At 56.0% G+C, this 21,270-nt stretch carries 16 protein-coding genes; 9 read left to right on the plus strand and 7 right to left on the minus strand.

Annotated elements, in window-relative coordinates; translation table 11 throughout:
• Window positions 1-60 precede the first annotated feature (60 nt).
• From FH061_RS28435 to FH061_RS28460, 6 genes are all read left to right on the plus strand, one after another.
• Window positions 61-825, plus strand: coding sequence for an ABC transporter ATP-binding protein (locus FH061_RS28435; RefSeq protein WP_151636493.1), 765 nt, complete (start codon window positions 61-63; stop codon window positions 823-825).
• On the plus strand, window positions 826-1,527 hold the full coding sequence (locus FH061_RS28440; protein ID WP_151639210.1) for an ABC transporter ATP-binding protein: 702 nt from the start codon (window positions 826-828) through the stop codon (window positions 1,525-1,527).
• 96 nt (window positions 1,528-1,623) lie between these two features.
• The gene (locus FH061_RS28445) at window positions 1,624-2,058 is read left to right on the plus strand and encodes a hypothetical protein (RefSeq protein WP_151639211.1); all 435 of its coding nucleotides are present in this window, start codon (window positions 1,624-1,626) and stop codon (window positions 2,056-2,058) included.
• Between the two features lie 54 nt (window positions 2,059-2,112).
• Window positions 2,113-2,430 carry a hypothetical protein gene (locus tag FH061_RS28450; protein WP_151639212.1) on the plus strand — a complete coding sequence of 106 codons (318 nt, stop codon included), beginning with the start codon at window positions 2,113-2,115 and terminating at the stop codon, window positions 2,428-2,430.
• Between the two features lie 496 nt (window positions 2,431-2,926).
• Window positions 2,927-3,319 carry a hypothetical protein gene (locus FH061_RS28455; RefSeq protein WP_151639213.1) on the plus strand — a complete coding sequence of 131 codons (393 nt, stop codon included), beginning with the start codon at window positions 2,927-2,929 and terminating at the stop codon, window positions 3,317-3,319.
• A 666-nt stretch (window positions 3,320-3,985) separates the two neighbouring features.
• The gene (locus tag FH061_RS28460) at window positions 3,986-6,457 is read left to right on the plus strand and encodes an ATP-binding protein (RefSeq protein ID WP_151639214.1); all 2,472 of its coding nucleotides are present in this window, start codon (window positions 3,986-3,988) and stop codon (window positions 6,455-6,457) included.
• 706 nt (window positions 6,458-7,163) lie between these two features.
• On the opposite strand, the gene FH061_RS28465 is transcribed toward FH061_RS28460, so the two are convergent.
• Window positions 7,164-7,454, minus strand: a complete 291-nt coding sequence (locus tag FH061_RS28465) for an SWIB/MDM2 domain-containing protein (protein ID WP_151639215.1) — start codon at window positions 7,452-7,454, stop codon at window positions 7,164-7,166.
• Between the two features lie 909 nt (window positions 7,455-8,363).
• Here FH061_RS28465 and FH061_RS31580 point away from each other — a divergent pair.
• Window positions 8,364-8,486 carry a hypothetical protein gene (locus FH061_RS31580; protein ID WP_264158765.1) on the plus strand — a complete coding sequence of 41 codons (123 nt, stop codon included), beginning with the start codon at window positions 8,364-8,366 and terminating at the stop codon, window positions 8,484-8,486.
• Window positions 8,487-8,579: 93 nt separating this feature from the next.
• Here the strand turns inward: FH061_RS31580 and FH061_RS28470 are convergent, their stop codons facing one another.
• Window positions 8,580-9,347, minus strand: coding sequence for a ParA family protein (locus FH061_RS28470; RefSeq protein WP_151639216.1), 768 nt, complete (start codon window positions 9,345-9,347; stop codon window positions 8,580-8,582).
• A gap of 959 nt (window positions 9,348-10,306) precedes the next feature.
• On the opposite strand from FH061_RS28470, the gene FH061_RS28475 reads away from it, so the two are divergent.
• Together FH061_RS28475 and FH061_RS28480 are read left to right on the plus strand one after the other, a co-directional pair.
• A complete protein-coding gene (locus FH061_RS28475) occupies window positions 10,307-10,792 on the plus strand; it encodes an FKBP-type peptidyl-prolyl cis-trans isomerase (RefSeq protein WP_151639217.1) in 486 nt (161 codons plus the stop codon).
• Between the two features lie 899 nt (window positions 10,793-11,691).
• On the plus strand, window positions 11,692-13,086 hold the full coding sequence (locus tag FH061_RS28480; protein ID WP_151639218.1) for an amidase family protein: 1,395 nt from the start codon (window positions 11,692-11,694) through the stop codon (window positions 13,084-13,086).
• A gap of 657 nt (window positions 13,087-13,743) precedes the next feature.
• On the opposite strand, the gene FH061_RS28485 is transcribed toward FH061_RS28480, so the two are convergent.
• The 5 genes from FH061_RS28485 to FH061_RS28505 all read right to left on the minus strand — a co-directional run bounded on the left by FH061_RS28485 (window position 13,744) and on the right by FH061_RS28505 (window position 21,066).
• Entirely contained in the window at window positions 13,744-14,073 is a 330-nt protein-coding gene (locus FH061_RS28485; protein ID WP_151639219.1) for a hypothetical protein, read from the minus strand.
• Between the two features lie 605 nt (window positions 14,074-14,678).
• Window positions 14,679-15,938 carry a tetratricopeptide repeat protein gene (locus tag FH061_RS28490; protein WP_192805309.1) on the minus strand — a complete coding sequence of 420 codons (1,260 nt, stop codon included), beginning with the start codon at window positions 15,936-15,938 and terminating at the stop codon, window positions 14,679-14,681.
• Window positions 15,935-18,154 carry an EAL domain-containing response regulator gene (locus FH061_RS28495; RefSeq protein WP_151639221.1) on the minus strand — a complete coding sequence of 740 codons (2,220 nt, stop codon included), beginning with the start codon at window positions 18,152-18,154 and terminating at the stop codon, window positions 15,935-15,937. The genes FH061_RS28490 and FH061_RS28495 overlap by 4 nt, the downstream gene beginning before the upstream one ends.
• Entirely contained in the window at window positions 18,151-20,289 is a 2,139-nt protein-coding gene (locus tag FH061_RS28500) for an HDOD domain-containing protein (protein ID WP_151639222.1), read from the minus strand. Before FH061_RS28500 ends, FH061_RS28495 begins: the two co-directional genes overlap by 4 nt.
• Window positions 20,290-20,619: 330 nt before the next feature.
• Entirely contained in the window at window positions 20,620-21,066 is a 447-nt protein-coding gene (locus FH061_RS28505; protein WP_192805310.1) for a hypothetical protein, read from the minus strand.
• Between the last annotated feature and the right edge of the window lie 204 nt (window positions 21,067-21,270).

Genomic DNA, 21,270 nt, shown 5'->3' on the forward strand with positions numbered 1-21,270 from the left:
TGGCCACGCCTGGGGCGAGGTCAACACCGAAATCGAAGAACAGATCCGCAAGGGGGCAGCATGAGCGCCATGGCACTCGAACTCAAGAACGTGCGCAAGAGTTTCGGCAAGTCCGAAATTATCCGCGGGGCCAATCTGGCGGTGCCCAAAGGCGAGCGCTTCGCCATCATCGGTCCCAACGGCGCCGGCAAGTCCACGCTGTTCAACCTGATCTCGGGGCGCTTCCCGGTCAGCTCGGGCGACATTCTCCTGAACGGCAAGAGCATCCTCGGGCTGCGTCCGTTCGAGATCAACCGCAGCGGCCTGTCGCGCAGCTTCCAGATCACCAACATCTTCCATCGGCTGTCGGTGTACGAGAACCTGCGCTGCGCGGTGCTGTGGTCGCTCGGCTACAAGTACTCGTTCTGGCACCGGCTGAACGGCTTGAAGGATGCGCATGAGCGGGCCGAGGCGGTGCTCGAGCAGATCGGCCTGCGGCGGCGGCGCGACACGGCGGCCGGGTTGCTGACCTATGCCGAGCAGCGCGCGCTGGAGATCGGCATCACGATTGCCGGCGGCGCGGAAGTGATCCTGCTGGACGAACCGACGGCCGGCATGAGCCGCTCGGAGTCGGATGCGGCGGTGGAACTGATCCGCAAGGTGACAGTGGGCAAGACGTTGCTGATGGTGGAACACGACATGAGCGTGGTGTTCGGCCTGGCGGACAAGATCGCGGTGGTGGTGTACGGCGAAGTGATCGCCTGCGACACGCCGCAAAACATTCGAGGCAACCAGAAGGTGCAGGAAGCCTATCTGGGTGGCCACGCACCGGCGGAGGCGGCATAAATGGCGGCATTACTGGAAATCAAGGACCTGCACGCGTACTACGGCAAGAGCCACGTGCTGCACGGGGTGGACCTGAACGTCGGCGAGGGCGAGATCGTGAGCCTGCTGGGACGCAACGGCGTGGGGCGGTCGACCACGGTGAAGTCAACCATGGGACAGGTGGACGTGACCGGCTCGATCCGCTTCAAGGGGCAGGAGATCACGGGGCTCAAGGCTTTCGAGATAGCGCACCGGGGACTGGGCTACGTGCCGGAGAACCGGGATGTGTTTCCGACGCTCTCGGTGGAGCAGAACCTGCTGCTGGGCGAGAAGAAAGGCAAGAAATCGCGCTGGAGCATCGACGACATGTACAAGATGTTTCCGCGCCTGAAGGAGCGCCAGCATACGCCGGCGGGAGTGCTGTCGGGAGGGGAGCAGCAGATGCTGACCCTGTGCCGCACGCTGATGGGCGATCCGGACCTGATCATGATCGATGAGCCCACCGAAGGCCTGGCGCCGAAGATCGTGGAACTGGTGGCCGAGTACCTGATGGAACTGAAGAACCGCGGGATATCGGTGCTACTGGTGGAGCAGAAGCTGGCCATTGCGATGGAGATCTCGCAGCGGGTGTATGTGATGGGGCATGGCGCCATCGTGTTCGAGGGCACGCCCGCCGATCTGCGGGGGAATGCGGCCATCCGCAAGGAGTGGCTGGAAGTGTAGGCAGTGCTTGATAAGCTGCAGTTCGGTCCCGATTCGGTTACGCACATGCGGTGCTCGGCGCACGTCCGCACGCGTGCGCTTCCGTGCCTCAACGCAATGCAACGCAACGCCGAACCACCCGCGACGCTGATCAAATACAGCCTACACCGGGGACGGCATAAGCAGCAGCCCCAGCTTCGGGAAAATGATGTCTATCCGCCGGCAAAGTTTGCCGGCGGAGGCGGATGCTCCATGCCAGGTTACTTGGTGGTGGAACCAGGTGTACTTGATGTGGAGGACGGGTTGGACGATGTACCGCTGTCTGAAGAGCCAGTGGAGCCAGTGGAGCCAGAAGAACCAGATGAGCCAGAAACCGACGGGGTCGTGGCACTAGACGTTGGGCTGCTGGCGCCAGCGGCTGAGGTGTCGGTTGAGGAAGTGCCCGGTGTCGCACTGCTGGTACCTGAGGTCGAGGTTGACGGGCTTGCCGAACCGGATGTGCTGGGTTCCGATGTGCCCGAACTTGAACTGCCGGAAGTCGAGGAACCGTAGTTCGGGCTGGGAGGCACGCTCAGGCCGGAGCTTCCGCTGCCGGAGCCGGCATCGTTGCTGGAACCGGATGTACCGCCAGTAGTGGAGCTTCCCGACGCGCCGCTACTACCGCCTGTCGTGCCGGATGAACCGGATGAAGAGTTTGCGCCGGATGGACTTTGCACTGTTGTCGTACTTGTCGGAGTTTGCACCGTGGTAGTCGTGACCGTGCTGGAGGTTCCGCCACTGGATGATGCACCGCTTTGCGCCGGATCGTTCGTTGTTGTGATTGTGGTCGTACTTTGCCCGAATGCCGCAGTTGCAGTACCGATCAGCGACAGGAAAATGGCTATAGGTAATTTCTTCATGTCTGCTCCATATGATCTGGATTGAAGATTCCTCGGGAATCGCTCGAAGTAAACATTTAGACAATTTTCCATTGACAGGTTCTCAGGATCTGGCTGATGCCAGCCTCGGTGCATATCGAGATCCACGACCGTGGTGCTCTGCATAGGTCCCTACGCGTACGCGCCCGCTCATCAACGCAACGCCACTCCGAACCGCGTGCGATGCTGATCAAGCCTGGTGGACCTCCATGCATAACCGGCTTTTCGCTCTGCGAGTTTTTCAGTTAGAACTTGACCGCGAGGCTCGTCATGATGACGCCGGCACTGCGTTGTGACTCCTTGCCACAGCTTGGCCATGCGGCGGCGTCACGCCTTGTTCCAGCAGCAATCTGCCTCGACTTCGACTTCGACTTTGACCTCGACTGGGCCGGTCAGGGGGAAAACGCTCTAGCGAAGGTCCTGCAATTGAGTTTTCCTTTTCTCCAAAAGGCTTGTGTCATTTCCAAGTACACTATGCTGGTCCTTCTTGCCAGGAGAAGCTTATGCGCCGGGGTCTCGTATTCACTGTTCCTTTTCTTTTCGTTATTCCTGCGGCAGCTGAAAAAGTCGCGCTGGATGAATGCAAGCAAGTCGCAGAAAAGCTTCAATCCGAAGTGCCGATGAAGATCAGTTCCCATTCCACTCTTGAGAAAGTCGTATGTGTGCCAGGAAAATCGAAGCCTAAGCTGGTCTACAACAACAGAGTGCATGCCGAGGTAAAGAAGCCGTCCCGGGAGGTCGTTGAACGGCTGAAAATGGAACAAAGAAAAGCGTGGTGCGCGGATTCAGACCAGCGTCGCTTTCTTGAAATCGTTGACATCAGCTACGCCTATTATGATGCCTCAGACCGGTACCTGGGTGCTCTTACCCATAGAATCGCGGATTGCGCGAAGTAGGTGACGTTTGACTGGACACTGCGGCAATGCCGGACCGGCTACACCTTAAAGCAAGGCTTTGATGGTAATAAGCGCTTCGACCGATGAAGGCAAGATTGAGAAGAGCATTCGAAGCGCATTTACTACCATTGAGCAGTTGTGGTTCGAAATCCTGGAGCGCATTTCGGGTGAATGTAGAGCGAGATGTGTACCTGGGACGGGCGCAGCAAGTCAAAGAACAAGGAAGCCGAACGCTGAGATGAATTATCCGCTTGGCGAGCGGAAATGGCTCGTCCGCTGGCGCTCGTGACTGGCACCATTCCTTTCCTTGCTGTCTTGCAATGGGGCCGCGACACCTATCTTGCCAAGCCATTCTTTCCGGCTCAAAAACCATGACAGGTGTGCCTGAGAACATACCGGGGATCAACAAACGGAAAACATCTATGCGGAAAGTCATGTTTGCCTCACTGCAAGCTTCGCTGACAGGCTCTTGCCATGTAGCATAGGCATGTCGCCCCTGTCATGCCTCGCATAACAGGTCTGGACGCCGCCATAATGAACCATTCGTCGCGTTGTGACTCTTTGCTCCTGGCTGTTTTTAATGCCTTCCAGACGCTCTCGGAGGATGCATGACGGGCTCTGGCGAATGCAGACAGCGAATGCCCCTACCTTAATTGCCTTAACAGCATGGATACGAATACCAGCATCGAAGCATTATCAAAACTCAGATTATCGGGCGAACTCTTTTTCGAAAGCAGTCCTGATTGCGTCAAGATTCTTGACTTGAATGGCGGACTTCTCTCGATGAACAGAAATGGCCAATGCTTGATGGAGGTAGACGATTTCACCGGCCTGTGCGGCTCTTATTGGCCAGGCCTTTGGCCGGAAGAGAGTCACGGTTCGATCAGAACGGCGTTCGATGTTGCGAAGGTGGGCGGGATTGGCCAATTTGTCGCCTTTTGTCCTACTGCGAAAGGAACGCCCAAATGGTGGGACGTGCGCGTAAGCCCGATACTGAATGACAGTGGAAAGATGGAAGGCTTCCTGTGTGTCTCGCGCGATATCACCTATCTAAGGCAAGCCAGCGAAACGATACTGCGGGAACAGGATTTTTCAAAAGCGCAGAAAGAGGCGCTCGAAATGGCAGTGTCAAATGCGCCGTTGAATCAGGTGCTGTCCACCATTGCCATGGCTGCGGAAAAATATACCGATGGAGCCATGCTTGCCTCCATTCTTCTATTGGAAGAGGATGGACAGCATATGAAGCTGGGGGCGGCACCATCGCTGCCCGCTCCCTACAATGAGACTATCGATGGCGCGCCCATAGGCCCCGCGGCCGGCTCTTGTGGAACGGCGGCTTTTACAAAGCAACCGGTTTTCGTCCGCGATATCCAGACGGACCCATTGTGGGAGAGCTATAAGGATATCGCCGCGGCACACGGTCTGGCGGCGTGCTGGTCCAAGCCGATCCTTTCTTCGCAAAGGAAGGTCCTTGGCACCTTCGCGTTCTACTATCGGGAGGTACGCGATCCTACCCAGCGGGAAGTTCAGGCGATGGACGTGCTGATCCATACCGCAACGTTAATTCTGGAAAAGCATCATGAAGTACAGGAGAGAAAGAACGCCGAAACCGCCCTCGAGGCAAGCGAGGCAAAATTTAGAACGATTACGAATGCGATGCCCCAGATAGTCTGGTCAACCCGGCCGGACGGCTATCATGATTACTATAACGAACGGTGGTATGAATTCACGGGTGTGCCTTACGGCTCTGTAGACGGAGAGGGGTGGAACGGCCTGTTTCATCCGGAAGACCAGCCCCGTGCCATGGAGCTGTGGAGTCACAGTTTGCGCACCGGCGCTCCATATGAGATCGAGTATCGCCTGAGACATCATACTGGCGAATATCGATGGACATTGGGGCGTGCGGCTCCTGTTGTTGATGATCAGGGCAGAATTACACGCTGGATGGGAACCTGCACTGATATCCATGTGCAAAAGCTCTTGCAGGATACGCTCCAGCAGTCAGACAGGCGGAAGGATGAGTTTCTAGCCATGCTTGCTCATGAGCTTCGTAATCCCCTGGCTCCGATTGCGGCGGCGGCTCAGATGCTTTCCTTCGGGAAGCTGAACGAAGACAGGCTGCAGCGTCTCAGTGAAGTGATTGCCCGGCAGTCGGAGCATATGAAGTCTCTCATTGAAGACTTGCTTGACGTCTCCCGTGTTACCCGCGGCCTTATCACACTCGATAAAGCAACCGTTGATGTCAAGAGAATTGCAAGTGAAGCGCTGGAACAAGTGCGTCCTCTGCTGGAAGCGCGATCCCATCACTTGGAAACGCATATTTCGTTCGATGATGCGGCGGTCGATGGCGACGAAAAGCGCCTGATTCAAGTCATCTCGAATCTTCTTACCAATGCTGCGAAATATACGCCCAATGGGGGGCGTATTGCACTTGGCGTGGATGTGAGTGAAAGCTCCGTTACTGTTACCGTGCGCGACAACGGCATAGGAATGTCTGGCGATCTATTGCGCAATGCTTTTGACCTGTTTGCCCAAGGCTCCAGGACTCCAGACCGCGCTCAGGGTGGCCTGGGTATCGGTTTGGCATTGGTCAGAAGCCTCGTTCAGTTGCACGGCGGTACGATCAAAGCTTATAGCGAGGGCGAGGGCTGCGGGAGCCAATTTGTAGTGACGCTGCCAAGATTGCACAGAAATGAAGAACATTATCGCCCGACTTCCCATAGTGTCGATGCGCCTGTTTCGGAAGATGGATTAAGGGTAATGGTCGTCGACGATAACGTCGATGCGGCACAGTTGCTCGCCATGTTTGTTGAAACCATAGGACACAATCCTTCTGTGGAATACCGAGCTATGAGGGCGATTGAATGTGCTCAAAAAATACTCCCCGATGTCTGTCTCCTCGATATCGGCTTGCCGGATATCGACGGATACGAGTTGGCACGTCGTCTGCGCGACCTGCCGGAAATGGGTGGAGTGGTGTTGATCGCCGTTACCGGATATGGCCAGAGACAGGACATCGAAGCTGCAATGGCGGCAGGCTTCAATCATCATTTTGTGAAACCGGTTGATACGAATCAGTTATCGAAGCTGTTGACTGAAATCGGGAGGAAGAAAAAAATGCACTTCCCGCCTTCCTAATGCGCAGCGCTACGCATTTACGCAAGTTATCCTTTGGCTCGAGACATCATTGGGTCCTGCGTCAACTTAAGAGTAATCGTCAAAAATGTGCGAGCAAGTTCGAACATGGCCGAGGGAACGTACGCTTACCCGCTGTATGCAGCGCCGGGCAGAAAAAACCGGGGCGCGCATCGTGTGCTCACGCCAGCAAGCAAGTGCAGTGCTGCCCAAGTGGGCTGGATTGATCCAGCTGAGAGCGAACAGTCATTAAAAAAGAGGCTGCACCACATTTACGTAGGTGCAGCCTCTTGTGCCTCCCAATAACGCCAGTCTTCAAGCGGCACCAGCTGATGATATTAAAAAATCAACACAGCCGCGTTGTCAAAAATCAGGCTCGCGGTGCGATAAGCAAAACTGGCTAATGCCTGTATTTCTACAACGAAATGATTGCTTGCAACGTCTGTGCTCGATTCAGAGATAAGTTTTCTCATGCATAACGACTGCTTGTGTTGAGAGGCCGGATCGGTGAGGCTGGCGAATTGAAGGCCCGACACAGGAACTTTGCAACAAGACGATAGCATTCGAGGATGCCGAGGCCGGAAGGCGTCATGCGGTTGGAAGGCAAACGCACAAAAGCAAAAGGCCGCGCGAGCAGCCTTTTGTACCACTTCGCGGCCAATGATTCATCGACTGGTCATACGCAGCGAGACCTCGCCAACGGAGGCGCTTATGCTTTCAAATGCGCGGAGAGCAACTTCGTCATCTCGAACATAGTGACCTGAGGCTTGCCAAAGATCTTTTCGAGCTTTGCATCGGCATTGATGTTGCGCTTATTGGCTTCGTCCTGCAGCTTGTTGGCCTTGATGTATTCCCATACCTTTTTTGTGACTTCAGTGCGGGGTACCGGCTCCGCACCGATGACCTCTGCCAACTCTTTGGATGGAGTCAGCGGTTTCATGAATCCGGCGTTAGGCTTGGTTTCCTTCGGTGCTTTTGCTGCTTTTGCGGTTGTCGCCATTGTGTTTCCTGGAACAGGGTTACGAATAAATACCGGGACTGACTGCTATGCCATCCCACGGAGCGTTCAAATATGAACGGTTCAGACAGTGTAGCCTTGATTGAGAATAACGTCGCCGAAGCTTTACGCTGTATTCTGACACGACACAAGATATGATGCTTGACAAATCAATACTGGCTCTGTGCGCCTGTGGGTTGGAATAAACGCCAGCTCCTTGCCTTACCTCAGTGCATCGCATAAAAAATAATGGAGTCATAACGAGGTCCGCTTTGCCAGTTCCGCTGGCAATGCTTCAAATGTATGTCCGCGGAGAAGGCTCCCGGAATAAAGCGGACAGTAGGAATTGACCAATATTTCAAATAGGCATATTGTTGGCGTATCAGGCTAATCCTTAGCCCGTCAGGGAGATGATAATGCACCGTAAAGGCTATTTGGAGGAGGCACAGAGTGCCAGCCTCAAAGACGTTATGGGTCAGCAGCCAATGACACTGAAGGACTACCAGAGCGTACAGGAACGGCGCGTTGCCTTACGGCGCCAGATGGAAGACATGCGGCTTCGCCGGATGCTTGACGAATCGGAATAGTGCCGAACCGGTTTTGTACACAACCTTCAATACATCAAAACCACCGTCTTCAGAGGGCGCTTAGCTCAGCTCGAATGCATGCAAGTAATTTGGGTGAAGCCAGGGTTGAGCGCAGAAGACTGCCTGCGTTCGAGGAAGAGCAAAATTAAGCAGCATGCGGACAATGCATCAGGTTCTTACGCGTCAGCTTCCCAAGTGACGCTCCTGCAGGAAGTCAGCGAAACGCAACGCTTAATTTGATTGCTTTGAGGAATTACTCCTTGTTATATTTCATCAAAAGAGATCGACAGATCCGGAAGCCGATGAACATTCAAGGAGACTTTCAATGGACAACACCCCTCAGCAAACTCAACATACCACTCCTGAAGTGGTCTACTTCCGCAGTTTCGATGATTTTGAGGCATGGCTGGCGAATCAGCCCCAAGTACATAAGTCATTTCCGGCTTGAAAGTCGCCGGACTTTACTCATCGCTCTCGGCGGAGGCAGAGAAATCTGCCGAGCCAGATTGGACAGGATAGGCCTGCTACCGGCGAGCCCGGCTTAAGCTTGTAACTCCCGATATAGTTCGACGAATTCCCGGCTGAGCTTGTGACCGGCATCCATATGGATCAGTGGCAGACTCAGGCCATGGGATTCGCGCATCTTGACCGAACTCGATAATTTTGTCTGCAACAAGGGCAGCTTTTCTTCGATCAACTGGCCGACGAGTCGCTGCGGCACGGAAGCGCGGGCCTGAAACTGATTGACCACAATGCCCTCAATGCGTAAACCCGCATTATGATCAGCCTGGATTTCCTGCAAATTCCTAAGCAGCGTGTACAACGCCTGCCGCGAGAATTCATCACAGTCGAAGGGGATGAGGCAGACGTCGGCAGCAATCAGTGCCGATTGCGAAAAGAAATTATAAGCTGGCGGGGTATCGATGATGATTTCGGCGAATTCCTCGGACAACTTGTTGAGCGAGTCACGTAACTTGTAGATTTTATGGCGTGATTCAAGCTTCGACTGCATGTCACCAATCTCCGGATGCGACGGAATCAGAAACAGGTTTTCGAAGGGAGTCGGATGCACATATTCAGTGTCCGGCGTGGGATAAAAGTGAAACTCCAGCGATTTTCTGAAAAAATCGGCAAGGGTTGGCGCAAGAGTCGAAGCGGTGTCACCAACCAGATAGCGACTCGCGTTACATTGCGGATCCATGTCAATCAACAGGGTTTTGCGGCCTTCTTTAGCGGCAATAGCCGCAAGGTTGACTGCGATACTGGATTTTCCGACTCCACCTTTCTGGGTAAAGATCACGCGCTTCATGGCACTCCTCTGCTTATTGTTTCGACAGTAACCGACGATGCTGCGCTGCGTCAATACATAATCCGGTTACAGTGGATCGGCTTGGTCAGGGGTTGCAGCGGAGCCACGACAATTACTAGAAGCTTAACTCTTTAACCGAAGGCCACCGGCTATTGGCGTTGAATCATTAGCAACATTTGACCGACTTGGCTGAAGTTTGGGTGAAGGAAGTCGTACGGACTATTAGACGTTTCAAACTGACTGCGTTATCGGTGAACGGTAGTGGCACCGATTGAGAGGGAGATGTGATTGGCGCTATGGGCATGCTTGCGCTGCCCCCGTGGAGATCGACTTGCCAATGATGCCTATGTGCTTGCACCGTCATCGGAAAGACGGCCTTCATCTGCAAGGTGATGAGGTTTGTGCCGGATGGCAGAAGCGGCATCGGGCTTGCTGTAGATGGAAATTCCAAAGCAGCTGAAGACCATGCATACGAGATGTAGGAGCAGCAGGCAGGTAAGGCCGAAGATCGCATGGAACATGTACTCAATTGAGTCTGCTATTCGCTTCACATCGGCCCCTATTGATCATTGTTTGTACGAATGTACTTCCAGGGAGAAACAGGGGCTTGATAAGAGTCAATCGGGTCGATTTTCAAATTCGGCTTCGCCGTTTTTCCCGTCACGCAAACATAATCAGCTTGCCGCTTTTGAACCAGGCGTTTTCCCTGTCTTTCAGAACAGGAAGTCGGGCAATGGATGGCTTGATCCAGGCAGCAGTTAACTTGATATGTGACGTGCCGTACGTAACTAGGCAAGTCCAACACAACATCGGGGTCGAGCGGACTGGAAGTGCCTTATTCCGAATCATCTGCTAGTCAAGCTTCTTCCTAAGCACGTATATAAGTAGGCGCTTCTGCATCAGGAACGAAGACGAGGGCAGGTGGCGTTACAATTGGCGCTTTTAAGAGAGGGTTTCCTATGAAAGTTGCAAAAGATACTGTGGTTTCGCTCCACTACACCTTGTCAGACGCGGAAGGCAATCAAATCGACAAGAGCAAGCAGCCGATGGTGTATCTTCATGGCGGATACGGCAATACGCTGCCCAAAATCGAGGCGGCCCTTGAAGGGCAGGAGAAGGGCTATGCGACAACGATTGACGTTGAACCGTCCGACGCGTTTGGTTACTACGATGAACAACTGGTCAAGGTTGAGCCGCGCAATCGCTTGCCAGCGCAACTTGAAGTTGGTATGCAGTTCGAGGGAGTGGCGGAAGGCGCAGACGATACTCAGCCTGTGATTTTTACCGTGACCGAATTCAATGACGAGCAGGTAACACTGGATGGAAACCATCCACTGGCAGGCATGTCGTTGCGATTCGCGCTGGATGTAACGGACGTACGCGCAGCCACGACGGAAGAAATCTCTCACGGCCATGTACATGGCGAGCACGGCCATCATCATTAATCCGTGGCACGCACGGCTGCCGGGGCTGAGACTGCCATTCAAGCACCGGCAAGCTGCGCATGCTTGCGACCTGACATTGTAGGGCGCTGCCAATCCAAGGCTGGTGCAGCCGGGCAGGGCAGTGCGCGATGGCAGCGATTCTTTGCCATAAGGACGCTGCAACGCCGGAGCAAGTCAGAGATCGCCCCTCCATTCGCGGTGTCATTCCTCGATGGCTTAGGGCCTGTTCACACTTGATTCGGGAGAGGCGTTCGCACCACCACGCGTGTTGGCGGTGGCGCGTGGCGGCGTTATTGTACGAACCCTCCGGGAAGGCCCCGCAGGCGAGGCACGGCGGCGTTACAACTCCTTGCCGTAGCAGCGCTACGACGCGTCGTTGTGACTGGCCCTGCAACGCCTGCGATACCTCCGCAATGCAGAATCAAGTGCGAACAGGCCCCTAGTGGGGTGGGTTGAAAATTTGTTGGTCAAATGATGGACGAGAATCACGCCGATACTGCGTCAACAATGCGCGCAACGATTGGCAAAGGCGCGGCCTTGCTTTGCTTGTTTCCCTGTCTCGCCATGATTACGCCACATTTGTCTTCAACAAATTTCCAACTCACACCACTAGGCGGCTGCTACATGGGGATGCTCACGCCGCCCATGCCGCATTTTATCTTTCTGCAAGATGGTGCGCCCGTTATTGGGTATAGTCATATCGAGACGTGCCGATTTTGAGTTCACGGATATCACGATTGTTACCGGCCAAGCCGCTCCAGTCCCATTCTCCGTGTAAGAATGCATGCGGCTAACTCCTGCGGCCATGAACCATCGACAGCGTAACAACGGTATTTGAGACGTACACTTGGTGAGCAATAGAAGCTGGCGTTACGAAGCATAATCAAACCGGAGAAAACATGTCCGATATATGGCGCCTTTCGGCTTCCGAGGTAACCGCGCTGGTGCAAGCGAAAGAGATAAGCGCAGAAGAAGCGGCGCGCGCTGCTCTGGAAAGGTTGGAGGCCGTCAATCCTTCAATCAACGCTGTCGTCGATTACCGTCCCGAAGATGTGCTTGCACAGGCCGAGAAGATAGACGCCGCCATATCTCGTAAAGAGTCGCCTGGCATTCTCGCCGGCGTTCCCGTGACGGTAAAGGTTAATGTCGACCAGGAAGGCTTTGCGACAACGAATGGAGTGAGCTTGCAGCGTGACTTGATTGCCAAGCAGAACAATCCGGTCGTCGAAAATCTCCGCCGGGCCGGTGCCATCATACTGGGTCGAACGAATACGCCTGCGTTCAGCTATCGTTGGTTCACAAGCAATCTTTTGCATGGCGCTACCCGCAATCCTCATGATCCGGCGCTGACTCCAGGCGGCTCTTCCGGAGGGGCTGCAGCAGCCGTTGCTGCAGGGATCGGACACTTGGCGCATGGGACCGATATTGCTGGTTCCATACGCTACCCTGCCTATGCTTGCGGGGTGCATGGCTTGCGTCCGACTCTGGGAAGAGTTCCGGCTTATAACGCTTCGTTACCCGAGCGTGCAATCGGACCTCAGCTCACGGCCGTGTCCGGACCGATCGGGCGCAGCATTGCGGATTTACGGCTTGGCCTAGCGGCCATGGCGGCGCCCGATCAAAGGGACCCATGGTATGTGCCGGCACCCCTGGAAGGCCCGCAGGCGCCCCGCGTAGCGGCACTTTGCATACGGCCGGACGGCCTGGACACCCAGCCCGAGATCGTGGCGGCACTGTACGAGGCAGCGCAGCGCCTCAGAGATTGCGGCTGGCGCGTCGACGAGATAACTAACACACCGCCGCTGAAAGAAGCGGCCGATCATCAAATTGTGCTTTGGCTTGGGGACGGTTTCGCTGCAATGGAAGCGGCCGCCATCAAGGAGAACGACCCGGGAGCGTTGACTGCGCTGGCCGGGCACAAGGAGCGAGCACAATCGCTTGACCTGTCTTCCTTTTCGCAAGTATTGACACGCAGGGCTTCTCTCATTCGGACATGGCGGAAGTTTCTGACCGACTATTCGGTATTGTTGCTTCCCGTTTCGGCTGAATTGCCATTTCCCGACGGGTTGGATCTGCAGGGCGAAGCGTCGTACCGGCGGGTGTGGTCTGCGCAAATGCCCCAGGTTGGGCTGCCTTTCCTTGGTCTTCCCGCACTTGCCGTTTCGACGGGAATGGCGGGAAGATCACCGGTCGGCGTTCAGTTGGTGGCCGACCGCTATCGTGAAGATCTCTGCTTTCTTGCTGGAGAAGCCATAGAGAAGGGCGCTTCGGTCTCGCCAATTGATCCGTGCTGACACGGTATCCGGTTCATGTCTGATGCACGGAAGTCAGTTTCCCGTCCGGTGGCAAGCGGTGTGGATGCTGCCGTGATGGCCACAATGCCTGCCGTTTCGCTGTAAGCCGGGAAGCGTGGTTTTGAACGTGAACAGCGTACCGTCATGTTTTGGCAATCTCACTTGTGAAAAGATCACCTTTCCGGCTTCTACATCTGGCAGCCCCAGGCTGTGTTTGCTAAGCGTTGCGAGCGGTTCGGATTGGCGGCAGCTTATCAAACATAACCTGATGCCTGATGCCTAATAGCAGTGTCATATGCAATCGCAATGCCTTCCGAGGTTAACCGTATGGTTCTGTTGGAATGACTTGTCTGGAAAAGATTGTGGGCAACCGGACGTCTGCAGGATTCAAACGCTTTGAATACATCCATGGTATCGGCATCCGGAGAACCGATATTTTTCAACTGCGATGATTTATTGAAAGCCTCTCGCGATATGAGGCATTGCTGCATGACAGTATTCACTATGAGCGTGAAGAACGTTCCTGCCGGCGGTGGATTGCAATTCATCACTGGCCATCACGTCTCCCCGAGGACAGGTGGGTTAATCGCCCTGAGAAAAATCAGGGCATGTTGAATTTCAATCTGAAGGCATATGGCATGTCGCCACGTGATGACTCTATTTTGAGCGCGTGGTTTCTGCGATCTGCTGTTTTACTGCCTCGTTCAGTTCAGCAGCAGTTTTCTCCGCAGGACAACTAGGTACGCCACTATTGGCTTCCGGCTTAAGCCCCTCAGCAGTTACATTGCATACTTTTCGTGCCGTCTCCGCCGGCACCTTGACCATAAGCGGAATTCTTCCCACTTCAACTTGGATTTCTGTTGCAATGACGCTTTTGACATTCGTGAGACTTACTTCAACAAGTTGCTGGTTCTGAGCAATCGCGCATGAAAACGTGACTGCGCCCAGTGCAACTAACAGGTTTGATGAAACCTTTTGGCCTCTCATTTTCATACTCCTTCGATAGATGGAGAACTGGGATTGGCAACATGCTAGAACGTTTTCGCCATGACCGGCCTGGTTGAGGCCGAGACAGATTGCTGTTGCAAGGCTGACGACGCAACATGGCCAAGCCATGGCAAGCAGTCACAACGCAGCGCCGACGGCAACCGGTCCGGGATTCACGGGCAGGTCAAGATGAAACCGATCTAACGATGGCGAAGTTGGTCAATGTGCCCGCACCAACTTTACTTTTGTAAGGATCGTAGAGGATTTCAAAAGTTTTTACGTTCATTTACACAATAGAAAGCTGAAGCGCTAACTATCTACCAGAGCCCAGTATTTCTATTAGAATTATGATTATGTAAAATGATGAAAATTATTTCGCGGCGATTCCTTCTATTTCAGTGAACATTTCGCTTTACGGGAGGCAGGCAGGAAATCATTTAATTAATGCGGATAGCTGGAACCCGCCCGCCGCAAGCCCGCATAGATACCCGCCCGCGCTAACGTCGTTAACCGCAGCAAAAACGAAAGCCCCTCGTCAATTGCAGCGGTCGACACGTTAGCAAGGTGATCGCAGTCTTGGTTCAGGCGACCGGTATTCCTGAAAGTCACCGATCGCGCAGTCTTTTGTTTTTTGGCGTCCATTCCGCCACCGCAGCCTTTGCCGCAGCGAGTTGCTGTCCCGACAGGCGGGTTTCGACACTGCGGCGATGACGGGCCGCCCGCTGCACCCCGGCCGCTTCGGCAAGGTTCAACCATTGCCAGGCCTTTACCGGATCGGCCGTAGCCCCCTGTCCATAGGCAAGCATCAGTCCGAAGTTATACTGCGCGCGCGCGACGTCCTGTTCGGCCGCCTTGCCGTACCAATGCAAGGCCATTTCATCGTCCTTATCGACATCGACGCCGCAGTCATAGAACATTCCGAGACGGAACTGGGCTTCCGCGATTTCCTGACGCGCGGCGAGTTCGTAAAAGCGCAGCGCTTCCGTGGTGTCGCGTTCGACACCGTGACCTGCGTCCAGGATCTTCGCCACTTGCAACTGGGCTTCCACATGGCCCCGCTCGGCCGCTTTGCGGTACCAGAACAGGGCATCAGTCATGTCTTGGGGCCGGCGGCCGCCTCGGGCCAGAATTTGTGCCAAGCTAAACTGGGCCTTCAGGTGGCCTTGTTCGGCTGCCTTGCGATACCACTTGGCTGCAATGTCGATGTTCTGGCCGACCCCTTTGCCGATTTCATACAGGTCCGCCAAGTTGTATTGGGCGGCGGCGTAACCAAGCGCCGCGGCTTTCGCGTACCAGCCCGCGGCTTGCATGTGATTCTGTGGGACGCCTTGGCCGGTGCTGTACAGGATACCAAGATTGTTCTGCCCCGCCGCGTCGCCCTGGGCCGCGGCGCGGGCGAACAAGTCGAGCGCCTTGGGGTAGTCGCGCGGTACCTCGACGCCATTCGCATAGATCAGGCCAAGGTTGTTCTGTGCGCCGGCGTAGCCGCCGTTCGCCGCTTTCTCGAACCAGTCGATGGCCTCCTTTTTCTCTAGGGCGCTCGCACCTTTCCGGCTATACAGCAGCAGGCCAAGGTTGTACTGGGCTCTGACATGTCCTTGATCCGCGGACTTGCGGCACCAGGCAATCGCCTTGTCGGCATCCTGGGCAACGCCCTGACCAGTTGCATGGCGTGCGCCGAGATGGAATTGCGCTTCCGCGTAGCCCCGCGCAGCAGCTTTCTCGAGCAATGCCACGCCTTGCTTCTCATCGCGCGGCACGCCACGCCCGTTCAGGTACATAAGCGCGAACGAGAACTGCGCTTCCGGCGTACCGCCCTGCAGAGAAACTTCAGCCCGATCAGCTGTAACAGTGGCTTCCGTCATGTCGCTCCGATCCTGCAGGTCTTTGGCTGCACATGCAGCAGTTCGCCGAACCGTGCGAGCTGAAGCGGCTTGTGGTACAGGAAGCCCTGCATGATCCTGCATCCGGCCTGTTCGAGATAGCGCGCCTGCTGCTCCGACTCCACACCTTCTGCGACAAGATCAAGCTTTAAGCCCCGCGCAATGGAAATCACTGCGAGGACGACCGGAAAGTGGCCGTCATCATGGCCAATTTCGCGGATAAATGCTTGGTCAATCTTTAGCGTGTCCACGGGGAACCGTTGCAGATAGGCCAGCGAAGAATAGCCGGTTCCGAAATCGTCGATCGCGATACGTACCCCGAGGCCGCTCAGCTTTTTGAGATGCTTGATGGCTGTCTCGGGATCGCGGATGCATATGTTCTCGGTGATCTCGACTTCCAGTTGAGTCGCCGGTACCCGGTGTGTTTCGAGCGAGCGCGTCAATGTCCTGAAGAAGCTGTCCCGCATAAGACAGGTCGGCGAAAGGTTGACCGATACCCTCACGGGCTCCCTGCCTTCTTCGCGCAGGCGCCGGAGGTCGCTGCAAACGCTGTCCACCATCCAGTCGCTGAACGGCACCATCAAGCCGACCTCCTCGGCCAGAGGCAAGAACTCGCCTGCGGAAAGCACGCCGCGCTGCGGATGGTTCCAGCGCATGACGGCTTCAGCGCCAACCACCGCGCCGGTGCTGGCATCGATCTGGGGCTGGTAATACATTTCAAGTTCGCCGGCCTTGAAGCCGCGCCGCAGGTCCTGCTCCAGCAAGACCTTGTCATGCGCGGCGTCGAGCAGTGAACTGTCATAGAAGCTGAACCCGTTCTTTCCTTCGCCTTTGACCTTGTACATCGCCATGTCCGCGTGGCGGATAAGGTCGTCAATCTTGTCACCATCCTCCGGGAACACCGCGATACCGATGCTGGCGGAAATATGGAGCGTGGTTCCATCCAGAATGAACGGCGCGGCCAGTACCAGCAGAAATTTTTGCGCGACCACGGAGGCGGACGAGCGATCGCGCAACTCCGGCATCAGCACTACGAATTCGTCTCCGCCGATACGCGCGAGGGTATCGCCCTTGCGGATGCAACCCCTCAGGCGCGTGGCGACTTGCCTCAGGAGTTCGTCCCCCTTTAGATGGCCAAGCGAATCATTCACCGCCTTGAAGCGGTCGAGGTCGACGAACATGAGTGCAAGCTCCTCCTTCTTGCGCCGGGCCTGGACGATGGCCAGTTCAAGCCGGTCGCGAAACAGCATCCGGTTCGGGAGGTCGGTGAGGATGTCGTGGTAGGCCTGGTAGGCGATGACCTCTTCGTTGCGGCGCTTTTCGGTTACGTCCCGCGCAATGCCGTAAGTGCCGGTGTACTCCGCCGTGCCTCCCTTGCCATTGCTCAGGTACATGCCGATGGAATTAAACGAAATGGTGCGCAGCGAGGTTTCGAAGGTACGAACCTTCATCGGGTCCGCGCATTTCAGCCGCAGTTCCACATTGCGCGTGGCTCGCTCCCCTACCCTGCGTTCGTTGAAGACATAACGTGCGCGCTCGACATCGTCATCATGAACAATGGTGGTGTACGAGGCGCCGATCAATTCGGTGCGGTCGAAGCCGATTAGCTCGGTCACGCGGCGGTTAATGTACGTAAAGCGGCCTTCGGAGTCGAGCGTATAGATAATATCGGGCGAGCTGTCGATGAGAAAGCGGTACAGCTTTTCCGAGCATTCGAGCCGCCAGGCGAAGTCGCGGTTTTCCGCGGCAAGCCGGCGGCGTTCGAGCGCGTTGGCGACCAGGCTAAGCAGCTCATCGTGCCGGTAGGGCTTGCGCAGATAGCCGTAAGCGCGGCGGTTGATGGCGCCGATCGCCGCTTCGATCCCGCTGTCTCCGCTCAGCACGATGACATCGGTGTCGATGCCGCGCTCGTTGATGAAGTCCATGACGTCGTGGCCGCTCACGCCAGGCATGCGCAAGTCGAGCAGCACAAGGTCGAAATGCAGGCGCGCCAGCATGGTGATAGCCTCATGCCCGCCCCCGGTTGCGGTCAGTTCGTAGCCGTTGCCGTCGAGCAGTGCGGCCAGGCTGGACAGAAGTCGTGGTTCGTCGTCCACGAGCAGCAGGCGCGGCGCGACGGGTGCAATGGATGCGATGGTCGGCGCGTCGTTCCGGTCAACGAAATCTGGAACAAAGATCGGTGCGTTCTGTACGTTCATCCGCGCTCTCCGGATTCGGGCGTTGCGTGAAAGGGCGCTGGGGGCAGAAGAATGTCGAACACCGTGCCGGAACTGCTGCTTCGACAACTGATCTTCCCGCCCGCCTTGGTCACCAGGTCGTGCACGATGGACAGGCCGAGGCCGCGGTTGCCGCCGTCTTTCGCGCTGACAATGGGCGAGAACAGCCGAGGCAGCAGCGTGGCCGGAATACCGGGGCCAGTGTCGACTACGCTGACGGCGATCCAAAGCCCGTCGTCGCGCGGAACCAGTCCGGCATTGCGCAGATCGATCCTTCCACCGTTGACCATCGCTTCATTGGCATTCTTCACCAGGTTGACCAGGATTTGGTTGAGGATGCGCGAATCAATAGCGGCTCGCACCGGCTCGCGTGAAGCATGATGCGCAATGCGTACCTCCGGATGCAAGGAACCGCTATCGGTAAACATGCGGGCAGCGTGAGCGAGTGCGCCGTTGACGTCTGCACTATCATCAGGCGGCGTCTGATGCTCCTGGGCGAAATCGTTAACGATTTGCGCCACCCTGTCGATTTCTTCTGCCACGACCGATAAATCGTCGCCGATCGCCTGCCTGCCATTCGCCTTGCGTTCCAATAACGCGAGATAGTTTTTGATGATCGCCAACGGATTGTTGACTTCATGAGCAACGCGTCGCGCTGCAAGCTGAAACTCACTGGCGAGAACCGCCCCTGGGACGCCGTCTCCCTCCATATGCTGCGCCGTCTTGCCGAGGATGGCGCCGGACTGCTGGCCAAAGTTGCCAAGCAAATGCTGCCGGCTTCGCAAGAGCCGCGCCTGCCCTGCACTCATTGCGCCGAGAAGGACCACGGGCGCGTCCGCCGTGGGAGAAAGGCGTATTGCGACGAGGGCATCCGTCTTGAAGAAACGAAGCAGTTGATCCTCGACTACCGATGTCACGCGCGGCGGAATATGGAAGACCGCCATACCGTGCAGCGCCGCCATGCCGGCAATGTTGCCTTCGTCCAGAGGCAGCGACAATCCGGACAGACGCATCCGACCGTCATCCAGCACCGCAGGCGTGAGGACGGCGCCGCCGGCCGTCCCGCACAGCACGATGGCGTCGGAGAAACCGAACAGAACGACTGACGACTTCACGATGGCGCGAGTGCATCCGTTCACGTCGTTAAATTTGCGAAGCTCCTCTGCCGTCTTTGATACGAGAATGAGGTCCCGCACCTTTTCATTAAGCCGGTCACTGCCGAAAATCGATGGCGCCGCCGGGCCGGTGCGCCGGGCCGCCAATGTGGGCGGCGTTTCCTTTGGCACCTCGATGCCCAGCGAGGCCGCCAGATGCGCGATCTGCTCCGCAAGCGTCCGGGCGTGCTGGCGTGCCTCCTCCTGCGAAAAGCCGGCCATGCGCGCCACTTCCGGCGGAATCCCCTCCGGGCTACCGGCGTGGCTTGCGACGGCATCTGCCAGGGCGGTCAGGCGCACTAGGGGATGCGCTGTCTGCAGCCGTTCCAGCGGTTCGTGATGATAGCGAATACTGTCGGCGAGAAAGGAGTCCAGTGCCAATCCTTCAATGATCAGTGCGCCAGCCTCGGGGTGCGTAATTTCCAGCGTGCGCTCTTCCGTCGCACACAGCGCCTCGTCGTCTTTCGCATGAAAATTGGCCGCGTACTCCTCCGGTGCAGCGGTGACAAGCGCCAGTCGGCCGATATCGTGGAGCAGCCCGGCCAGATAGGCTTCCTCAAGCTGCGCATAGCCAAGATTAACAGCGATGGTGCGCGCAGAGATCGCGGTTGCAATGGCATGCGCCCAGAACGGCCGCAGATCAATGCTGCGCGTGGCCGCCAAGCCGTTGAAGGTCTGGTGGACCGATTCGGTGAGGAGCAGAACGCGCACCATGTCGATGCCAATAGCGGTCAATGCCTGTTCGAGATTCGGCGCTATCGGGCCGCGGCGATAGACGGGGCTGGCCGCAACGCGCAGTACTTTCGTGGCGAGCGCAGCATCCCTGGAAAGCAGTTCGGCGAGCGCCGCCATGCCGGCCTCGTCCGACTCGCAATGGTTGATAAGCTGCACCAGCACCTGCGGTAACGCAGGCAGGTTTGCAGCCATCAGACGATGCTGAATGTCGGGAACCGCAGTCTCCATAATCTATGCTCGCTCCATACGGAGGATGATGAAAAAATAACAACTCGAAACCGGCTTTCAAATCAAAGACATATGTTCGCTGTTTGAGAAGCTACTTGAACAAGCGGTTTATCATAACACTAATATTTTTGCCAGGTGGAAAATATGCCTCGGGAGCTTGATAGCCTTATCCTTTGGACGGAGATTGCCAGGGACATGCCCAGCTGCGTGGTAACGAGCGACTCTGGTCAGTGCTGGATCACCCGACGAAGAATCTTGCGGATGAGGCCAAGCGGACCAGGCAAGCCCGTCATCACTTCGGTATAAGGACCATGATGAAGGGTCATACCGTTAATAGCCGCCGCACTCCAGCAGCGCGCCCTCACCCTTTGAAACAAACAAATTGCGGTTGTCGTTGCGGTTATCCTTCTCGTTCTTCTGCTGGAGGTTATAGGTGAACACCTTGAGCATCATGTCACTGATGCCTGGCGCCAATTGGGCGAAGGAAGCGCTGGAGATCGCCGGTTCACCGACATAGATGTCGCGCACGGGATGCACTGCAGCATGCAGTCTCGCATTTGCCACCAGGCGAATGGCAAATACCGGTGGCGGCAGATCCGGTTTATCGGGCGTGTCGTTACGGGCATGTTCGGTCAACATGCTGTTCACAGATGCAGGCTTGATCAAGGTGAATGAAATCGGTTCGCCGGCGCATTCACTTTCCATCCTCAGCGTATTGATGAAGCTCTTGACCGCATGATTGGAAGCGCAATACATACCCTGCAAGGGAATGCTCATGTCGGCTGGCATTAATCCAAAGACAATCTTGGATAATAGGCTTTATTCCTACTGTTGCTCGGAACATGAGCGCTCATAGAGCGCCGTTGGGTTAACTCAACTGAAAGTCGAAATGAACGATTGTGCCTAAAAGGTTTTGTTGTATTGGGCTGCATTATGCATATTCGTCAATCGAAATTTGAAGTTCTTGGGCAACGGATAATG

The organism is Noviherbaspirillum aerium (assembly GCF_008929045.1).
In the GTDB taxonomy this organism is placed as follows: Bacteria; Pseudomonadota; Gammaproteobacteria; order Burkholderiales; family Burkholderiaceae_D; genus Noviherbaspirillum; species Noviherbaspirillum aerium.

What these genes read in the sequence shown, in the direction of transcription:
- FH061_RS28440 (WP_151639210.1), top strand. Translation starts at nt 826, where the DNA reads ATGGCGGCATTACTGGAAATCAAGGACCTGCACGCGTACTACGGCAAG.
- FH061_RS28485 (WP_151639219.1), bottom strand. Translation starts at nt 14,073, where the DNA reads ATGAGAGGCCAAAAGGTTTCATCAAACCTGTTAGTTGCACTGGGCGCA.
- FH061_RS28435 (WP_151636493.1), top strand. Translation starts at nt 61, where the DNA reads ATGAGCGCCATGGCACTCGAACTCAAGAACGTGCGCAAGAGTTTCGGC.
- FH061_RS28445 (WP_151639211.1), top strand. Translation starts at nt 1,624, where the DNA reads ATGCAACGCAACGCCGAACCACCCGCGACGCTGATCAAATACAGCCTA.
- FH061_RS28480 (WP_151639218.1), top strand. Translation starts at nt 11,692, where the DNA reads ATGTCCGATATATGGCGCCTTTCGGCTTCCGAGGTAACCGCGCTGGTG.
- FH061_RS28500 (WP_151639222.1), bottom strand. Translation starts at nt 20,289, where the DNA reads ATGGAGACTGCGGTTCCCGACATTCAGCATCGTCTGATGGCTGCAAAC.
- FH061_RS28470 (WP_151639216.1), bottom strand. Translation starts at nt 9,347, where the DNA reads ATGAAGCGCGTGATCTTTACCCAGAAAGGTGGAGTCGGAAAATCCAGT.
- FH061_RS28475 (WP_151639217.1), top strand. Translation starts at nt 10,307, where the DNA reads ATGAAAGTTGCAAAAGATACTGTGGTTTCGCTCCACTACACCTTGTCA.
- FH061_RS28460 (WP_151639214.1), top strand. Translation starts at nt 3,986, where the DNA reads ATGGATACGAATACCAGCATCGAAGCATTATCAAAACTCAGATTATCG.
- FH061_RS28465 (WP_151639215.1), bottom strand. Translation starts at nt 7,454, where the DNA reads ATGGCGACAACCGCAAAAGCAGCAAAAGCACCGAAGGAAACCAAGCCT.
- FH061_RS28490 (WP_192805309.1), bottom strand. Translation starts at nt 15,938, where the DNA reads ATGACGGAAGCCACTGTTACAGCTGATCGGGCTGAAGTTTCTCTGCAG.
- FH061_RS28455 (WP_151639213.1), top strand. Translation starts at nt 2,927, where the DNA reads ATGCGCCGGGGTCTCGTATTCACTGTTCCTTTTCTTTTCGTTATTCCT.
- FH061_RS28505 (WP_192805310.1), bottom strand. Translation starts at nt 21,066, where the DNA reads ATGAGCATTCCCTTGCAGGGTATGTATTGCGCTTCCAATCATGCGGTC.
- FH061_RS28495 (WP_151639221.1), bottom strand. Translation starts at nt 18,154, where the DNA reads ATGAACGTACAGAACGCACCGATCTTTGTTCCAGATTTCGTTGACCGG.
- FH061_RS31580 (WP_264158765.1), top strand. Translation starts at nt 8,364, where the DNA reads ATGGACAACACCCCTCAGCAAACTCAACATACCACTCCTGAAGTGGTC.